We start from the raw sequence: 16340 nt of genomic DNA, 5'->3' as shown, positions 1-16340 counted from the left end.
GGCCTTTCCTTATGCTGGGGATGCTCTTTGTAACAAAATTGCCCGGCAAGGTCTATTACATCCAATCAGCCCCATAAAACCATTTCATGAGCCTGCGCAGCCATTTCGGCAAACGAAAAATTTCCCGCACATTCAATAAGTAATTGATGTGTGCGCCATACCGCGTACTTGCAGTTCCACACAAAGGTAAATGCTTGTTAACGCATGATACAACGGGAAGTTCGGGCGCCACGGCAGTAACGCGCCCGATAAACGGCGGCTTCCACTACACCGGGCCCGGAATGCTTGTACCGGGCCCGGTTTCGAGGGTCGCGCCTCTCTGGATTACTTGAGCGCGGCGCTGCAGAACTTGCAACGCTTGGCGGCGAGCGGAATCTCCGAGAGGCATTCCGGACAGGTCTTTACCTCGGGCGCCTTGGCCGGGGCCTCTTCCTTCTTCAGCCGGTTCATCGCCTTGATCACCATGAACAACGCAAACGCAACGATGATGAAGTCGATCAGCGCATTGATGAACAGACCGTAGTTCAACGTCGGAGCACCGGCGGCTTTGGCCGCGGCGAGCGTGGCATAGCTGCCGCTGCCGAGCGTGACGAACAGACCGCTGAAATCCATGCCACCCAGCGCGAGGCCAATGGGCGGCATCAGCACGTCACTCACGAACGAGCTGACGATCTTGCCGAACGCCGCGCCGATGACGATGCCCACGGCCATGTCCACCACGTTGCCGCGCATGGCGAATTTTTTGAATTCTTCCAACATGTGCGTCCTCCTTGGTTCTGGTTATCCGGAAGTGATTGACCGGTGACTGGTTAATTGGATGTCGTGCGTTGCGCCCGGATGTCGATTTCCACGCGGCGGTTCTGGGCGCGCCCATCGGCGGTCTTGTTGCTGGCGACCGGCTGGGTGTCACCCGCTCCCTTGGCATCAATGCGGCTGCCATCCAGACCTTTCGATACGAGATAGGCCTTGACCGCGTCAGCGCGGCGTTCAGACAGGCTCTGATTGAGTTGCTTCGATCCCGAAGAATCAGTATGGCCGGTCACGGTGATCTGCTCGACCTGCGCACCCTTGAGCTTGGCCGCCAGCGCATCCAGTTCCGATTTGCCCGCTGGCTTGAGATCGGCCTTGTTGACGTCAAACAGGGCGCCGGCCGTCAGGCTGACCTTCTCGGCCACCGGTTGCGGCGCCGGCTTGGGCGCCGGGGCGGGTTCGGCTTTCGCCGGGGCCGGGGCCGGAGCGGCCTTCTTGACCAGGCTGGCGTCGCAGGCCTCCGTGGCCAGCGCCGGGGCCCAGGACGAAGTACGCACGCAGTTTCCGGATGAATCCGTCACCAGCATTCCACGGGAGTCGCCTACATATCCGGGAGTGGCCTGACCGACCGGATGTGCCAACGCCGATTGGCCAGCGAGCGAAACAGCAGCAGTGAGAATGGCGAGAGGCAGAGTCTTTTTCATTTGAGTTGCTCCTTCTGATTTTTGATTGAACGTAATACCAAGCCCCGAGGGGCTTGGGCATCTTCGACAACAGGTGGACGCAATCAGTCGCGTCAAATCACCTTTGAAAAGCGCTGCTCCTGCTTTTCGCGCAGGTAGCGGTCGAACACCATGCAAATATTGCGGATCAGCAGCTTGCCCGCGGGTTGCACGCGTATCGACTTTTCGTCCATTTCGATCAGGCCGTCCTGCTGCATGATCCTGAGATCGGCAAGTTCCGCGGCAAAGTAATCCGCGAAGCTTACGCCATGCGCACGTCCGGTGGCATCCAGATCGAGCGTGAAATGACAGATCAGCTGCGTGATGATGGCGCGACGCAGTTTGTCGTCCGCGCCGAGGACAAACCCGCGCATGACCGGCAGTTGCCCGGTGTCGAGCGCGGCGTAGTAGTCCTCCAGCGTTTTGCGGTTCTGGCTATAGCAGTCGCCCACCATGCCGATCGCCGTGATGCCCATGCCGACCAGGTCGCATTCGGCATGCGTGGAGTAACCCTGGAAATTGCGGTACAGCGTGCCGTTGCGTTGCGCCTGCGCCAGTTCGTCGTCCGGGCGCGCGAAATGGTCCATGCCGATGTACACATACCCGGCCCGCGTCAGGCGCTCGATGGTGAGCTGCAGGATATTGAGCTTCTCCTGCGGGCTCGGCAGATCGGCTGCGTTAATCCGGCGCTGCGGTTTGAACATCTCGGGCAGGTGCGCGTAATTAAATACCGACAGCCGGTCCGGGCCGACGCCGATGATCTTTTCCAGGGTGCGTCCGAAGCTCTCGACCGTCTGGTGCGGCAGCCCGTAAATCAGGTCCATGCTGATGGAACGGAAACCCAGCGCGCGCGCCTCCGTGAGCACGGCGAAGGTTTCGGCCTCGGTTTGAATGCGGTTGACCGCCTTCTGCACCACGGGCTCAAAATCCTGCACGCCCATGCTCAGGCGGTTGAAGCCGAGCTCGCGCAACACCGCCAGCGTTTCCGGCCGTATCTCGCGCGGGTCCACCTCGATGCCGTACTCGCCCTTGTCGTCGTCGCGCAGGCGGAAATGTTCGCGCGTGACCGTCATCAGCGCGCGCATCTCCTCGTGGCTGATGAAGGTCGGCGTGCCGCCGCCCCAATGCAGCTGCTCCACCGTGCGCACACGGTCGAACAGCTTCGCCTGCAGCGCAATCTCGCGATGCAGGCGCTCGAGATAGGGCGAGGCGCGCTGGCGGTCCTTGGTGACGACCTTGTTGCAGGCACAGTAGAAACACACGGTGTCGCAGAAGGGGAGATGAAAATACAGTGACAGCGGGCGTGGCGTAGCGTTGCTGCGTTGCGCCTGCGCCCGGTAATCGGCTTCGGTGAAAGCCGCGCTGAACTGCACCGCCGTCGGATACGACGTATAACGCGGCCCGCTCTTGTCGTAGCGGCGCAGCAATTCGGCGTCGAAAATGATCTGCTGATTCAAGCGCGATACCCGTCAGGTTGGTGGAAATACCCGTCTAACATAGCGTCGGACGGCAGGAATACCATGACTTGTATCAATAATAAATGCCGAAAGAAAGCGGAAACAGGCGAAAATCCGGCTCGCCCGGACTTATGGGTGCGTAGGCGTAACTGTCTCGATGCCGAGCCGGCGCCACAGCTCATCTACCCGCTGCACCACCTCGGGACTCATGGCGATCGGCCGGCCCCAGGCGCGCGTGGTCTCGCCCGGCCACTTGTTGGTGGCATCCAGTCCCATCTTGCCGCCGAGGCCCGATACCGGACTGGCAAAATCCAGATAATCAATAGGGGTGTTCTCCACCAGCAGCGTGTCGCGCACCGGGTCCATGCGCGTGGACATGGCCCACACGACCTCCTTCCAGTCGCGCACGTTGATGTCGTCGTCGGTGACGATCACGAACTTGGTGTAGCTGAACTGGCGCAGGTACGACCACACGCCGAACATGATGCGGCGCGCGTGGCCGGCGTAACGCTTCTTGATGCTGACGCAGGCCACGCGGTAGGAACAGCCTTCCGGCGGCAGATAGAAATCCACGATCTCGGGAAATTGCTTCTGCAGCAGCGGAATGAACACCTCGTTGAGCGCCATCGCCAGGATCGACGGCTCGTCATGCGGCGAACGGCCCATGTAGGCGCTGTGATAAATCGGCTGGTCGCGATGCGTGATGCGTTCGATGGTCAGCACCGGAAATTTTTCCTGCGAGTTGTAATAGCCGGTGTGATCGCCGAACGGCCCTTCCAGCGCCTCTTCGGCCGGGTCGATATAACCTTCGAACACGATCTCCGCCGAGGCCGGCACGTACAGCGTGGCGCAGCCGCAGGGGACGACCTCGCTGCGCGCCCCGCGCAACAATCCGGCGAACTGGAATTCCGACAGCGTATCCGGGATAGGTGTCACCGCCGCCAGCAACGTCGCCGGATCGGCCCCGATGGCGACCACCACGGGAAAACGCTGGCCGGGATGGGCTTCCTTCCACTCGCGGAAATCCACCGCGCCGCCGCGGTGCGGCAGCCAGCGCATGATCACTTTATTGCGCGCGATCAGCTGCTGGCGATAGATGCCGATGTTCTGTCGTTCCTTGTACGGCCCCTTGGTGATCACGAGGCCGAAGGTGATGAGCGGGCCGGCGTCCTCCGGCCAGCAAGTCTGGACGGGAAGTTTCGACAGGTCCACGTCCCCGCCTTCGATGACATGTTGCCGGCACGGCGCGTCGCTCACCACCCGCGGCACCACATGCAGCAGCTGCTTGAACTCCGGCAGTTTCTCCATGGCATCGCCGATGCCGCGCGGCAGTTGCGGTTCTTTCAAAAAAGAAAGCAGCTTGCCGACCTCGCGCAGCTCCTCGACGGATTCGCGCCCCATGGCCAGCGCCACGCGGCGCGTGGTGCCGAAAAGGTTGCCCAGCAGCGGGATATCCGACCCCTTTGGCTTTTCGAACAGCAGCGCCGGCCCCTGCGCGCGCAGGGTGCGCTGGCAGATTTCGGTGATCTCCAGGCGCGGATCGACCGGGATCGGGATGCGCCGCAACTCGCCGAGCTTTTCCAGGTGCGCGAGGAACTCGCGCAGGTTCTTGAATTTCATGAAGCCCTCACCATAGAACCCGCGACGGGCGCGTGACTTGATCCAGATCAATATCGCGCGGCATCGACACCTGTTATAAAGCCCGCGTTCACCATTGACCGACCGACATGCTGCCTCATCCCCTGCTTTTGCCGCTGCGTTTCATCCCCGATGCCGTGCACACGGAACTGTTCGCGCAGGTATTCAACCACCTGCTGCGGGGCCAGCCGCTGGCGGCACGGCTGCCGGAAATCGACGGCAAATGCGTGTGCATCCACATCCGGGATGCCGCCACGGAACTGCATTTCCGCATCGAACAGGGACGCCTGCGGCCGGCCGCGCCGGGACACGCCGACGTGCGCATCAGCGGCAAAGTGGAGGATTACTGGCAGCTCGCCACCCGGCGCGAGGATCCGGACACGCTGTTCTTCAGCCGCCGCCTGTGCATCGAGGGCGATACCGCCACCGGTCTGCATGTGAAGAACCTGCTCGACGCGCTGGACTACGATTGGGAGTCGCATTTCCGCGACGTACTCGGAACGAGTCTCGGCGCCATGGCCTTCACTGTCATCCAGCGCGTCATCGGCCAGAACCTGGCCACACACTAACCCGCTTTTTCCATCGCCGACGACACGCCTTCAGGCATGCACCCGCTGCATGCCCGGCGCGCTGTACCAGTAACCGTCGCAGAACCCGGCGGTCTGGTAAGGCGCAAGCAGGACGGCGGCCATGGACGGTTCCAGATGCCCGTCCATGACGCCCCGGAAGGCATCGATGATCTCGAACATCCCCTGCGGCTGGGGCGAAAGCCGCAATACCTCCACGCCGAGCGCGCGCAGTTCCCCGACCTCGTTGACCAGGTTGCAGGTTTCGCCGGATTGCACCTGGATGCCGTTGAGACGGAGGAAGGACTGGCCCTCGCGCGTCTGCAACGGCATACCCTCGGGATAATCGGCGCAGCGGAAACCGCAGTCGTCCTTCGGCAGGTTGTGCGCGCGGGCGGTGAAACAGCGCGCGGAGAAGGACAGCGGCAGGCGTCCGAATACGAACACCTCGGTTTCCAGGCCAGCCGTCCGGCCGGCCTGGAGCGCGGCCAGCGTTTCGCGGTCGAGTTCCAGCGGCATTACCCAGCGCCGGGCGCCGGCACGCGCCATGAGATCGAGCGCGCCGGCGTTGTAGACATTGACATGCGGACCGACGATGAACGGGGCAACTCCCTCCAGCATGTTGACCGCCGCCATGTCGTTGGCCTCGACCGGGTAACGGCCGTTCTCGATGATCGTGCGCATGTACGAAACTTCCGATTCGGCCTCGATCAGCGTGAGCGTGGACAGCACCGCCTCCTTGCCCGCCGCGCTCAGGCGCGCGGCGATGTCGAGCCAGTCCGGCAGGCGCAGCGCGCGGCGCTTGGAACAGACCGTCTCACCCAGGTAGACGATGTCCACCGGCGCGGACGCGACGCGTTCGTAGAAGTCGAACACCTGATCGCGGGTCCAGAAGTACTGGATGGGTCCGAGGGATAGTTTCATGTCAGATTAAGTTCAAAGTACAAAGTTCAAGGTACGGAGTTCGGCTTCGGTTTGAACTTTGTACTCTGAACTCTGCACTCGTAACCATATTATTGCCACGGCCTCGAATACGCCCCCAGCGTATGGGTGCGACCCTCGGCGACCTTGTCGAGCTGCTCGATCCAGCGCGGCTCGGGCGCGAACGCCTCCGGCGCGGCGGCGCAGGCATCGATGGCCTCGCGCAGGGTGCGCGTGACCTGCGCCACGTAAGCCGGGCTGCGTTGCCGGCCCTCGACCTTGATCGCCGCCACCCCGGCGCGATACAGCTGCGGCAGGATGTCGAGCACGTTGAGGCTGGTCGGCTCCTCCATGGCGTAATAAACGTTGCCGCCGACTTCGAAGCGGCCCTTGCACAGCGTGGGATAGCCGGCGGGTTCCTCCGGCGCATAAACATCGATCAGCACGCCGTTCAGACGTGAGCGCCGGCCGCTGGCCGATTCCTCCCATTTCACGTGCTTCGCCGGCGAACACACGCCGCTCGAGTTCGGCGACTCGCCGGTGACGTAGGATGACAGCGTGCAACGCCCCTCGACCATGACGCACAGGCTGCCGAAGCCGAAAACCTCCACCTCCGCATTCACGCGTTTCATGACGTTCTGCACCTGCGTGAGCGACAGCACCCGCGGCAACACCACGCGCCGTACGCCGAAATGGCGCACGTAAAAATCGATCGCCTCGTGGCTGGTGGCTGAGCCCTGCACCGAGAGATGCAGCCGCAGCTCGGGATAGGTGCGGGCGGTGTAATCCATGAGCCCGGGGTCGGCGAGGATCAGCGCATCGATGCCGAGCGTGGCCGCCTGGTCCACGGCGCGGCACCACTTGTGCCACTGCGACGGACGCGGGAAGGTGTTGACCGCCAGGAACACGCGCGCGCCGCGCTGGTGCGCATAGCTCACGGCGCGGTGCGCCTCTTCCACGTCGAAATTGAGGCCGGGGAAATTGCGCGCGTTGGTGCCGTCACGAAAACCGAGGTAGACGGCGTCGGCGCCATTGTCCACCGCGGCCTTGAGCGCCGGCATGCTCCCCGCGGGGCAGACGAGTTCCATGATGTATCCGGGATCTCCCTAACAAAAAGAAATTAACCGCCAAGATGCCAAGAGCGCCAAGTTTTCAATTCTCGAAAAACAGTTTTTCTTGGCGACCTTGATGCGCGCCATCCCTGGCGCGCACCCCTTCGGGGCGCGCTGAAGCGCGCCCAATTTTGCTCCCGGCAAAATTGTGGCGCCTTGGCGGTTCAAAATCATGTTCAGTTTTTAGAAGCTTTGTTGCTTTCAGCCGACTACATCGAGCACGCGGCGGCGGAAACCTACGCCGAGCCGCTGCGCGATTTTCTCGCAAGCGGCGATATCCACCCCGGACAGGCCGTCGATGGCGGTCAGGGTGATTTCCGGAACGAAATCACGCGCGTGTTTCACGAAATCCAGCATGGCCTCCCAGGACCCGGGCAGTTTCGGGCGGCAATGCAGGTTGTAAATTTCGGCGTTCTGGGCGTTGAGCGACACCGACAGCGCGTCGATCAGGCCCTCCATGTCGGGCGTCACGTCACGCCCGTACACGAGGTTGGCCAGGCCGTCGGTGTTGATGCGAATGCGCCTGGCGCGGTGGCGCAGGCGTGTCGCCACCTCCAGCAGCGCGTACAGCCGCAAGGTCGGTTCGCCCAGCCCGCAAAACACGATCTCGCGATAATCCTCCGGCTTGCCGACGGCAGCGATGATCTCCTCGATCGTGGGCTCATGTTCGAGCCGCAGCGGGTAATCCTGCACCGTCCACTGGTCGTTGAACTTGGGGCAGAACGCGCAGCGCAAGCTGCAGCGGTTGGTGATATTGAGATAGCGGCTGTCGCGCAGGGTATAACCGACCACCTGTTCCGTGTTGATCTGTCGCGCCACTACCCTGGTTTCAGGCATTTGACTGGTCCTCCGAGAATGCCGGATTTTAGGCACATCGCAAGGATGCGCGCTTGATGCAGATCAAAGGAACGGCCGCCAGGCCACCCGCCCGGCGCGGTGGCGGAAAAGTCGGTGAAAATCGGCGGGGGTGGAGAAACCGGCGCTAGGGTCCGGACGCGGGCGCGATCTGGTAAGCGGCATGACACGCCACGCATTTCTTCATGGTTTCGCCCAGCTGGCGCAACGACAGCCGTACGTCGTTCATGGCCTCGGCGTCCATGGCGATGCGGTCGAAATCCTGGTGCACGCTGTGTCCCAGCGTCTTGAATTCCAGTGGAAGCTTCGCGGCCAGTCCGGCGGGCACGGCATGCGCCGCCGCCATCCCGAGCGGACGCGCGAGCTTCGCGATCGCGGCAGCATCGTTGCGTTCCGCGGCTTCCAGCATCTGCTGGATGCCGCTCAGGAACTGGCGCATTTCGCCCAGCACCACGGCGCGCTCGGACGGTTCGAGCAGGATCGTCGTTCTTCCGTCCACCTCGGCGCCGGTCCGGCCCAGCACCACGAACTTGAGCACCAGACCGGCGATGGTGAGCAGCAGCAGTCCGATGATGATCCGATACACCACGGCGTTTTTAATCATCGCCATAACGTAGCCGGTGCCGACCGGAAGATGTTTGATCTGAATCAAACGCCGGCCCGTTCTCCCGGGTCTTTGGGGATATTCCTGCCGTGACGGCAAACACTTGCGGAAAAGAGGGAAATTTATTTTTCGGCGGCAAACGCCGCGGCACGGATTTCAGACAAACAAATGTTTCAGGCCGGCGAGGTACGTTGCCGCGCGCGGATCACCTTCCACCGGTGCCCATGCGGCCTTTTCCTCCGGTATGAGCGGCGCATAGGGACCGGCCTTGGCTTCAAAAAAGACACTGTTGGACTCGAGTGCGACGAGCGTGTGATACACGCCGTGCGGAACATTCACACCGACAGCCTCGCTCGCCGGCGCGAGCACCGTCGTGGAAGTAACCGCGCCCCGGTCATCGAAAAACACCATGCCGACGCGGCCGCGCAGGATTATTATCGTTTCGTCCTTGGATGCATCGCGATGGCAATGGGGCTGGATATAGGAATCCGGTTCAATCGCATTCAGCAGGCGATTGCAGGGATCGTTTTCCGCGGCATGAAAGTTGTGATTCTTGCGCCGGCGCGGTGCCGTTCGCGCCTGCATGGAAACATTGTCGAGCAGTTCACGGTTGATAGTCTGAACAGGTTTCATGCGGGTCATTTGTCCTTCAGCATATCCTTGAGGCCGGCGAAGGGATTGTGCGTCGCCGCCTTTTTCTCCAAACCGGCGTTGACGTCATAACCACGTATCAGGTGCGCGAAACGCTGGTGTTCGTTGTCATGGCAGTAGAGACAGAGATTCTCCCAATTGCTTCCGTCGGACGGGTTGTTGTCATGATTGTGATCCTTGTGGTGCACGGTCAGTTCATACAGGTTCTCACGCGTGAACGTGCGTCCGCAGCGCGCGCAAACCCACGGGTGAATCCGCAGCGACTGCTCGCGATAACCGGCCAGGCGCGTGTCGCGCTCCTTGCGCGCCTTGGCGACGATGCTGTCGAGTTTGCCGCCGTCCAGTTCACCGGCCGGCCTGCGCGGACCGTAATTTTTACCCGCCACAAAATCATCTCCGAGTCTGTCCGCGTATTATAAATGCCGCATGCTCGTCCTGCCGCATTAAGCACTGCCTCGCGGACCTTTATCGCGGCGCCACAGCCGGTTGCCGCAGTTGTTCGATTTCCTGCGCAAATGCCTCGAAGGTTAGTGCGCCACGCGAGCGGCGCACGACAGTCAGCATGTCGCCCTCGATTTTGCCGATCAAAAACGACGGCGTGCCGGTGAACCCAAGCATCCGGGCGACGCCAACGTCCTGCCCGATACCCTGGCCATGGTCCTGACTTTCAAGGCAAGTGCTGAACTTCGCCACGTCCAGATCCAGTTGACGCGCCAGCTCCGGATACAGGTCCTGGCCCAGCCGGTCCTGGTGGGCAAACAAGGCGTCGTGCATGTCCCAGAAACGACCCTGCGCGCCAGCGCAGCGGGCGGCCATGGCGGCGGGGACGGCGTGACGGTGCATACGCAGCGGCAAATCCTTGTGAATGAACTGCACCACGCCGGTATCGATATACTCCTTCTTGATCTGGACGAACTGTCGCCGGTTAAAATCCTGGCAATAAAGACACTGGTAGTCGCTGAACTCGACGATGGCGATCTTCGCCGCGCGGCTGCCCAGGCGGGGATCGTCCTCCACGTTCACACGCATGGGCGCGTCCTCCAGAACGCGTATGGGCCGGTCGCGGTAGGCAACCCCGGAGGAATGTGAACTTCGTGCCGTGTCCGCTCCGCCGGCTGCATCGGGCGCCGGTACAGGGCCGACGCAGGCCGCCAAACCGGCGCAAGTCAGAACGGCCATTATCGCGCGGGAGAAAATGAACATGAGTGCTGTCCGTATGGATGGTAGTTTCAGTCTAGTCATGGTACCGGGTTATACCAGCCGGGGGGCGGCGCGTCAGGCCAGCAGGCTGTCGATCAATTCCCGGTCCTCGAGCCGCTCGAGAAACCAGCGCAGCGCCTTGCCGCGATCTCCGCTGCGCCAGGCGATGAACATCGACACGCCGGGCTTGGGTTCGAGCGTCTGTTTCACCACGAGCCGCCCGCTTTTCACCTCTTCGCGCACCAGGTGCACCGGCAGGTAACCGACGCCGAGGCCGGCGCACTGGAACTCGATCTTGTAGCGCACGTCCGGCACCGTGAGCACGTCCTGCCCGGTAAGCAGGCCGGAGGTGCGCGGCGGCAGGTTGCGCGAACTGTCGGCCGCCGCGATGGAACGATATTTCAGAATATCCTCAGGTTTGAGCGGTTCCGGCGCCTGCGCCAGCGGATGCGTCGGCGCCACCATGAACTGCCACTGGACCGTGCCGAGCGGACGCGTGGCGTAACCGCCGCCGGGCGGTCCCTCGCCGGGTACGCCGATCACGAGATCCGCGCGCCGGGTCACCAGCGCGTCCCATGCTCCACCATAGACCTCCATGAGGAGGCGCAACCGCGTCCCGCAGTCCTCGCGATAGAAGTCCTGGAACAACGGGTACAGCCGTTCCATGGGGATGACATCGTCCACGGCGACGCGCAGCTCGACCTCGTAGCCGGTGGCCACGCGCCTGACACGCGCCTCGAGCTCGGCCGCGGCGTGCAGCAGGTGGCGCCCCTCGCTCAGCAACTGCCGCCCCGCCTCCGTCAGTTGCGCGCGGTGGCCGCGGCGGTCGAACAGCAGCACGTCCAGGTCCTGTTCCAGTTTCTGCACCGCATAGGTCATGGCCGAGGGCACGCGGTGCAATTCCTCGGCAGCGGCCGCGAAGCTGCCCTTGCGGTCGATGGCATCCAGCACGGTCAGGGCGTCCAGTGTCAGGCGCATGTTCAGTATTTTTGAATGACTTAACCGGAATTTATCGCTATCAAGCGTTTAAATACAGGAATATCCTGTAAATCATATTCATCACATATGAACAAAAATCGCCAAAAGGAGACCATAACATGATACAGCTGCGCAAGGCCAATGACCGCGGGCACGCCGATCACGGCTGGCTCGATTCCTGGCATACGTTTTCCTTCGCCGATTATCACGACCCGAAGCATGTGCAGTTTTCCGCGCTGCGAGTCATCAACGAGGACCGGGTGGCGCCGGGCGAGGGCTTCCCCACCCATCCGCACCGCGACATGGAAATCATCACCTACGTCCTCGAAGGCGCGCTCGAACACCAGGACAGCCTCGGCACCGGCTCGGTGATCCGCCCCGGCGAGGTGCAGCGCATGAGCGCTGGCACCGGCATTCGCCACAGCGAGTTCAATCACTCCCAAACCGAACCGGTGCATTTCCTGCAAATCTGGATCCTGCCGGACCGGCAGGGCGTGCAGCCAGGATACGAACAGAAGCGCATCGGACTCGACGGCCAGCTGCGGCTGGTGGCCTCGCCCGACGGTCGCGACGGTTCGGTCACGATCCATCAGAACGCGCGCGTCTACGCCGCGCGCCTGAACGGCAGCGAGGTGACGCATGCGCTCGCTCCCGGCCGGCGCGCCTGGCTGCAAGTCGCGCGCGGCACGGTGCAGCTCAACGGAACCACGCTGCAGGCCGGCGATGGCGCGGGCATCGAGAACGAAGCGGCGCTGAAGTTAACCGCCGACGCTGCCGCCGAAGTGTTGTTGTTTGATTTGCCGTAAATCCCGGAGGACCCGGACATGACCTTGATCAAATCGTCGCCTGCATCGCACTACCGCGATTGTCGCCACGCGAACGAATCCGCGCCGTCAGCGCTTTCGTGGATGACGCGTCCCAACCCCGGCATCAAGTGGCAGATACCGGCACGCGCCGAAACAAACCGGCCGAGTCCCGGCCGGACTTGCTCTCAACCTCATCATTCTTCTTAAGGAGAAAACCATGATTAACACCAATACCGCTACCGCCCCCTATGCCGCGCTGTTGCTGCGCCTCAGCCTGGGCGTCATGTTCATCGCCCATGCCTTGTTGAAACTCGTTGTGTTCACCCTGCCCGGCACGGTCCGGTTCTTCGAGTCGCTCGGCTATCCGGGATTCCTCGCCTACGTCGTGTTCGGCGCCGAGCTGGCCGGTGGCGCGCTGCTGGTGCTGGGTGTATACACGCGCTGGGTGTCTCTGGCGCTCATCCCGATCCTGATCGGCGCGGCGCTGGTGCATGTCCCCAACGGCTGGGTGTTCAGCGCACCTAACGGCGGATGGGAGTATCCTGTGTTCCTGGTGGTCGCATCGGCGGTACAAGCCCTGCTCGGCGACGGCGCCCTGGCCTTGCGCGCCTCGACGGCCAGTCTCGTGCGTCAACCCGCCTGACAAGACAGGGGACGTCTCATGGGCTATCTGATCAAAGGTGAATGGCATGAAGGCTGGTACGACACCAGCAAGACCGGCGGCGAATTCGTCCGCGCCGACAGCCAGTTCCGCGATGTCGTCACGGCCAACGGTGCCAGCAACTATCCGGCTGAAGCTGGGCGCTACCATCTGTACGTATCGCTCGCCTGCCCGTGGGCGCACCGCGCGCTGATTTTCCGCAAGCTGAAACAGCTCGAGGAAGTGATCTCGGTGTCGGTGGTGGATCCGGTGATCACCGAAGGCGGCTGGGCGTTCCGCGATGGCTTCACCGACACGGTCAACGGCTTCGCCTTCCTGCGTGAAACCTACGTACATGCCAATCCCGGCTATTCCGGGCGCGTGACCGTGCCGGTGCTGTGGGACAAACAGACTGGACGAATCGTCAACAACGAATCGGCCGAGATCATTCGCATGCTCAACAGCGAGTTCGACGCCTTCACACCGGTCAAGACCGATTTCTATCCGGCGGCCATGCGCCGGGAAATTGACGAGGTCAATGCCTTCGTCTACGAGCGCATCAACAACGGCGTGTACAAGGCCGGTTTTGCCGGCAGCCAGCGGGTCTATGAATCCGCGGTCACGCGCCTGTTCGCGGCGCTGGATGAAATCGAGATGCGCCTCGGGCAATCGCGGTATCTCGTGGGCGTCACGCTCACCGAGGCCGATTGGCGCCTGTTCACGACCCTGATCCGATTCGATGCCGTGTACGTCACGCACTTCAAATGCAACTTGCGCCGCATCGAGGACTATCCGAACCTGTCGAATTACCTGCGCGATCTCTACCAGGTGCCGGGCATCGCGGAGACGGTGGATTTCGACCACATCAAGCGCCATTACTTCCTGAGCCACCGGCATCTCAATCCATCGGGCCTGGTGCCGAAAGGACCGATGCTCGACTACGGCACGGCGCACAACCGCGAACGCCTGATGGCGCGCGGCGCAAAAAGGAGCGTGTCATGACGGCAGCAACTACTGAAGCAAGAACCATGCGCCCAGTCGTGGAAGTCATCACGAGCGAGCGCACTCTCGAAGGCGGCGGCTTCCCTGTACGAAGGCCATTTCCGACTGCTCAGCTTCTGCAAGTGGATCCGTTCCTGCTGCTGGATCATCTGGGTCCCGTGACCTGGGGTCCGGGCGAAGGCATCGGCGCGCCCGACCACCCGCACCGCGGCTTCGAGACCGTCACCTACCTGCTCTCGGGCGAGATGCAGCACAAGGATTCGGCCGGCCACAGCGGCTCGCTGCGACCCGGCGACGTGCAGTGGATGACGGCCGGCGCCGGCGTGGTGCATTCGGAGCTGCCCTCCGACGCCTTCATGAAAAACGGCGACACCCTGCACGGTTTCCAGGTGTGGGTGAACCTGCCGGCGCGCGACAAGATGATCCCGCCGCGCTACCAGGACATCCCGGCAAGCCGTATTCCCGAAGCAGGCAGCGCCGACGGAAAAGTGAAAGTGCGCGTAGTCGCGGGCGAATCGCTCGGCGTCTCGGCCGTGATCGAGACGCGCACGCCGATCCTGTACCTGCATTTCACGATCCGGCCCGGCGGCGCGATCACGCAGCCGGTCCCGGAAAATTTCAATGCTCTGGCCTACCTCATCCGCGGCGAACTGCACGCGGGCAACGAGGGTCGCGTCGTGCGCGAAGGCCAGATGGCGCGCTTCGGCGCTGGCAATGCCGTGCGGCTCGCGGTAAGCAACCAGGCCGCGGAACCCGCGGACCTGTTGCTGCTCGCCGGCCAGCCGCTCAACGAGCCGGTGGAGCGCTACGGGCCGTTCGTCATGAACACGCGCCAGCAGATCGTCCAGGCAATTCGCGATTACAACGAAGGAAGATTAGGAAAGATCGATTTCTGATTCCGCACCACAAATATCATACACAGGAGATTCTCTATGAAACTATATTACGCTCCCGGCGCCTGCTCGATGGCCGTGAATATCACACTGCACGAGACCGGGCAAAAATTCGAACTCGTCAAGGTGGACCTGCGTCAGCACAAGACGGAAAGCGGAGAAGACTACTACCAGATCAACCCCAAGGGTTACGTCCCTGCCCTGGGGCTCGATAACGGTGAGGTCCTGACCGAAGACGCGGTGTTATTGCAATACGTCGCCGACCAGAAGCCGGAATCCGGCCTCGCGCCCAGGGCCGGAACATTGGAACGTTACCGCCTGATGGAATGGCTGAACTTCATTTCTTCCGAAATACACAAGACGCTCGGTGCGCTGTTCAACCCGAAGATTACGCCAGAATGGAAGGAAGACCGGATTGCCCTGTTCGGCCGCCGTTGCGATTACCTGGTCAAGGCGCTCGGCAACAAGCCGTACCTGATGGGCGACAAATTCACCATCGCCGACGCCTACCTGTTCACGATCCTCGGCTGGGCTGATTACTTCAAGCTCGACATGGGCAAGTGGCCGGCGCTGAAGCAATACGCCGGCCGCATCGCCGCACGTCCGGCAGTGCAGGCGGCCATGAAAGCGGAGGGCCTGATTAAATAATCAGTCGTTTACGCGAAGGTACAAACAAAAACCCCGGCTTGGCGACCGGGGTTTTTTTACGAAGTATTTGCAGAAAATCAGCTCTTGCGCCGGCGCGCCAGCGCCGCCAGCCCCAGCAACCCGCTGCCGAACAGCCACACCGCCGCCGGGATGGGCACGACGACAGGTTCGACCTGGAACGAAGTCGTGAATGAGGCCTTGTCGCCGGCAGTGAGATCAAATGCCAGATGGATGCCGATACTGGTGTTCACGCCGGAGGACGACAGTGGGCCATCGCTGGCGGGAAAGATGTTGCCGATACATCCTGCTCCCCCGCAAGTGAAATCTCCGGAGAATAACGACATCGCATTCGAACCATCGATGCGTCCATTCCAATCGATGTTGCTCAACGTGGCGGAACCGCTGTTGTTCAAATCCTGGAAGCTGGCAGCCAGACTGCCGCTTTTTACGGCCGGCGGCCCGAAGGGCGAACCGACGGGAAGCGTGAACAGGAGATCGAAGTGCTTGGTGCTGGCGGTGTTATTGGTGATCGCGAACATGGCGCTGATCAGGGGGTCCGGGTTGACCGTGATATCCCACTCGAAAGCCCAGACACTCTGGTTGCCATTCACTCCCTGGTAGGTGAAGGTCCCGTCGCCGTTATTCGTGTACGTGTCGTTGAAGGTCCAATTGACATTGGTCGTCGAACCTTCAGAAACCACCACACTACCGTTCAGCGAAGGTGTCACCGTGCCGGCATCGGCCGCTCCGGAAAACAGCGCCCCGGCCACGACGATTCCGATCAATCCGTTCTTGTACCCTGGCATTTCCTTTCTCCTCCAAGCCTTCCACAAAAAACCGCGGCCGGGCTAGTGCTTGTCTGCCGAACCTGGCCTGATAAACCGCACGTAAGCCAGC

The 16340-nt window shown here is 62.0% G+C and carries 19 protein-coding genes; 6 read left to right on the top strand and 13 right to left on the bottom strand.

From position 1 onward, the window contains the following. Positions 1 to 324: 324 nt before the first annotated feature. From mscL to ubiD, 4 genes are all read right to left on the bottom strand, one after another. Entirely contained in the window at positions 325 to 759 is a 435-nt protein-coding gene (gene mscL / locus SCL_RS01540; protein WP_096359332.1) for a large conductance mechanosensitive channel protein MscL, read from the bottom strand. Positions 760 to 809: 50 nt separating this feature from the next. Further along, the gene (locus tag SCL_RS01535; protein WP_096359330.1) at positions 810 to 1454 is read right to left on the bottom strand and encodes an OmpA family protein; all 645 of its coding nucleotides are present in this window, start codon (positions 1452 to 1454) and stop codon (positions 810 to 812) included. 92 nt (positions 1455 to 1546) lie between these two features. Next, entirely contained in the window at positions 1547 to 2929 is a 1383-nt protein-coding gene (gene hemN / locus SCL_RS01530) for an oxygen-independent coproporphyrinogen III oxidase (protein WP_096359328.1), read from the bottom strand. A gap of 129 nt (positions 2930 to 3058) precedes the next feature. Then, a complete protein-coding gene (gene ubiD / locus SCL_RS01525) occupies positions 3059 to 4549 on the bottom strand; it encodes a 4-hydroxy-3-polyprenylbenzoate decarboxylase (protein ID WP_096361794.1) in 1491 nt (496 codons plus the stop codon). 107 nt (positions 4550 to 4656) lie between these two features. Here ubiD and ubiT point away from each other — a divergent pair, with 107 nt between their 5' ends. Beyond that, on the top strand, positions 4657 to 5136 hold the full coding sequence (gene ubiT, locus SCL_RS01520) for a ubiquinone anaerobic biosynthesis accessory factor UbiT (protein WP_096359326.1): 480 nt from the start codon (positions 4657 to 4659) through the stop codon (positions 5134 to 5136). Between the two features lie 30 nt (positions 5137 to 5166). On the opposite strand, the gene ubiV is transcribed toward ubiT, so the two are convergent. The 8 genes from ubiV to SCL_RS01480 form a co-directional block, all read right to left on the bottom strand. Continuing rightward, a complete protein-coding gene (gene ubiV / locus SCL_RS01515) occupies positions 5167 to 6057 on the bottom strand; it encodes a ubiquinone anaerobic biosynthesis protein UbiV (RefSeq protein WP_096359324.1) in 891 nt (296 codons plus the stop codon). A gap of 89 nt (positions 6058 to 6146) precedes the next feature. Beyond that, positions 6147 to 7142: a ubiquinone anaerobic biosynthesis protein UbiU gene (gene ubiU / locus SCL_RS01510; RefSeq protein WP_096359322.1), complete on the bottom strand. Its 996-nt coding sequence runs from the start codon at positions 7140 to 7142 to the stop codon at positions 6147 to 6149. A 225-nt stretch (positions 7143 to 7367) separates the two neighbouring features. Further along, positions 7368 to 8003 carry a TatD family nuclease-associated radical SAM protein gene (locus SCL_RS01505; RefSeq protein WP_096359320.1) on the bottom strand — a complete coding sequence of 212 codons (636 nt, stop codon included), beginning with the start codon at positions 8001 to 8003 and terminating at the stop codon, positions 7368 to 7370. A 145-nt stretch (positions 8004 to 8148) separates the two neighbouring features. After that, positions 8149 to 8631, bottom strand: a complete 483-nt coding sequence (locus tag SCL_RS01500; RefSeq protein WP_197702672.1) for a hypothetical protein — start codon at positions 8629 to 8631, stop codon at positions 8149 to 8151. 150 nt (positions 8632 to 8781) lie between these two features. Then, positions 8782 to 9258 carry a WbuC family cupin fold metalloprotein gene (locus SCL_RS01495; RefSeq protein WP_096361792.1) on the bottom strand — a complete coding sequence of 159 codons (477 nt, stop codon included), beginning with the start codon at positions 9256 to 9258 and terminating at the stop codon, positions 8782 to 8784. Between the two features lie 5 nt (positions 9259 to 9263). After that, complete coding sequence (locus SCL_RS01490) at positions 9264 to 9662, bottom strand: YajD family HNH nuclease (RefSeq protein WP_338054904.1); 399 nt, start codon at positions 9660 to 9662, stop codon at positions 9264 to 9266. A 79-nt stretch (positions 9663 to 9741) separates the two neighbouring features. Then, entirely contained in the window at positions 9742 to 10305 is a 564-nt protein-coding gene (locus tag SCL_RS01485; protein ID WP_172425872.1) for a DsbA family protein, read from the bottom strand. A gap of 246 nt (positions 10306 to 10551) precedes the next feature. Then, positions 10552 to 11454 carry a LysR family transcriptional regulator gene (locus tag SCL_RS01480; RefSeq protein ID WP_096359316.1) on the bottom strand — a complete coding sequence of 301 codons (903 nt, stop codon included), beginning with the start codon at positions 11452 to 11454 and terminating at the stop codon, positions 10552 to 10554. Between the two features lie 119 nt (positions 11455 to 11573). On the opposite strand from SCL_RS01480, the gene SCL_RS01475 reads away from it, so the two are divergent. From SCL_RS01475 to gstA, 5 genes are all read left to right on the top strand, one after another. Continuing rightward, positions 11574 to 12260, top strand: a complete 687-nt coding sequence (locus SCL_RS01475; RefSeq protein WP_096359314.1) for a pirin family protein — start codon at positions 11574 to 11576, stop codon at positions 12258 to 12260. A gap of 217 nt (positions 12261 to 12477) precedes the next feature. Further along, positions 12478 to 12903 carry a DoxX family protein gene (locus SCL_RS01470; RefSeq protein WP_096359312.1) on the top strand — a complete coding sequence of 142 codons (426 nt, stop codon included), beginning with the start codon at positions 12478 to 12480 and terminating at the stop codon, positions 12901 to 12903. Positions 12904 to 12921: 18 nt separating this feature from the next. Then, positions 12922 to 13902, top strand: a complete 981-nt coding sequence (locus SCL_RS01465; RefSeq protein ID WP_096359310.1) for a glutathione S-transferase family protein — start codon at positions 12922 to 12924, stop codon at positions 13900 to 13902. Positions 13903 to 13928: 26 nt separating this feature from the next. Beyond that, entirely contained in the window at positions 13929 to 14798 is an 870-nt protein-coding gene (locus SCL_RS01460) for a pirin family protein (protein WP_096359308.1), read from the top strand. Positions 14799 to 14834: 36 nt separating this feature from the next. Continuing rightward, positions 14835 to 15443 carry a glutathione transferase GstA gene (gstA, locus tag SCL_RS01455; RefSeq protein ID WP_096359306.1) on the top strand — a complete coding sequence of 203 codons (609 nt, stop codon included), beginning with the start codon at positions 14835 to 14837 and terminating at the stop codon, positions 15441 to 15443. Between the two features lie 77 nt (positions 15444 to 15520). Here gstA and SCL_RS14320 read toward each other — a convergent pair whose 3' ends face one another. Then, complete coding sequence (locus SCL_RS14320; protein WP_096359304.1) at positions 15521 to 16249, bottom strand: VPLPA-CTERM sorting domain-containing protein; 729 nt, start codon at positions 16247 to 16249, stop codon at positions 15521 to 15523. Between the last annotated feature and the right edge of the window lie 91 nt (positions 16250 to 16340).

Origin of the sequence: Sulfuricaulis limicola (genome assembly GCF_002355735.1) — a bacterium.
Lineage (GTDB): Bacteria > Pseudomonadota > Gammaproteobacteria > Acidiferrobacterales > Sulfurifustaceae > Sulfuricaulis > Sulfuricaulis limicola.
This window is presented reverse-complemented; position numbering and strand designations above follow the sequence as displayed.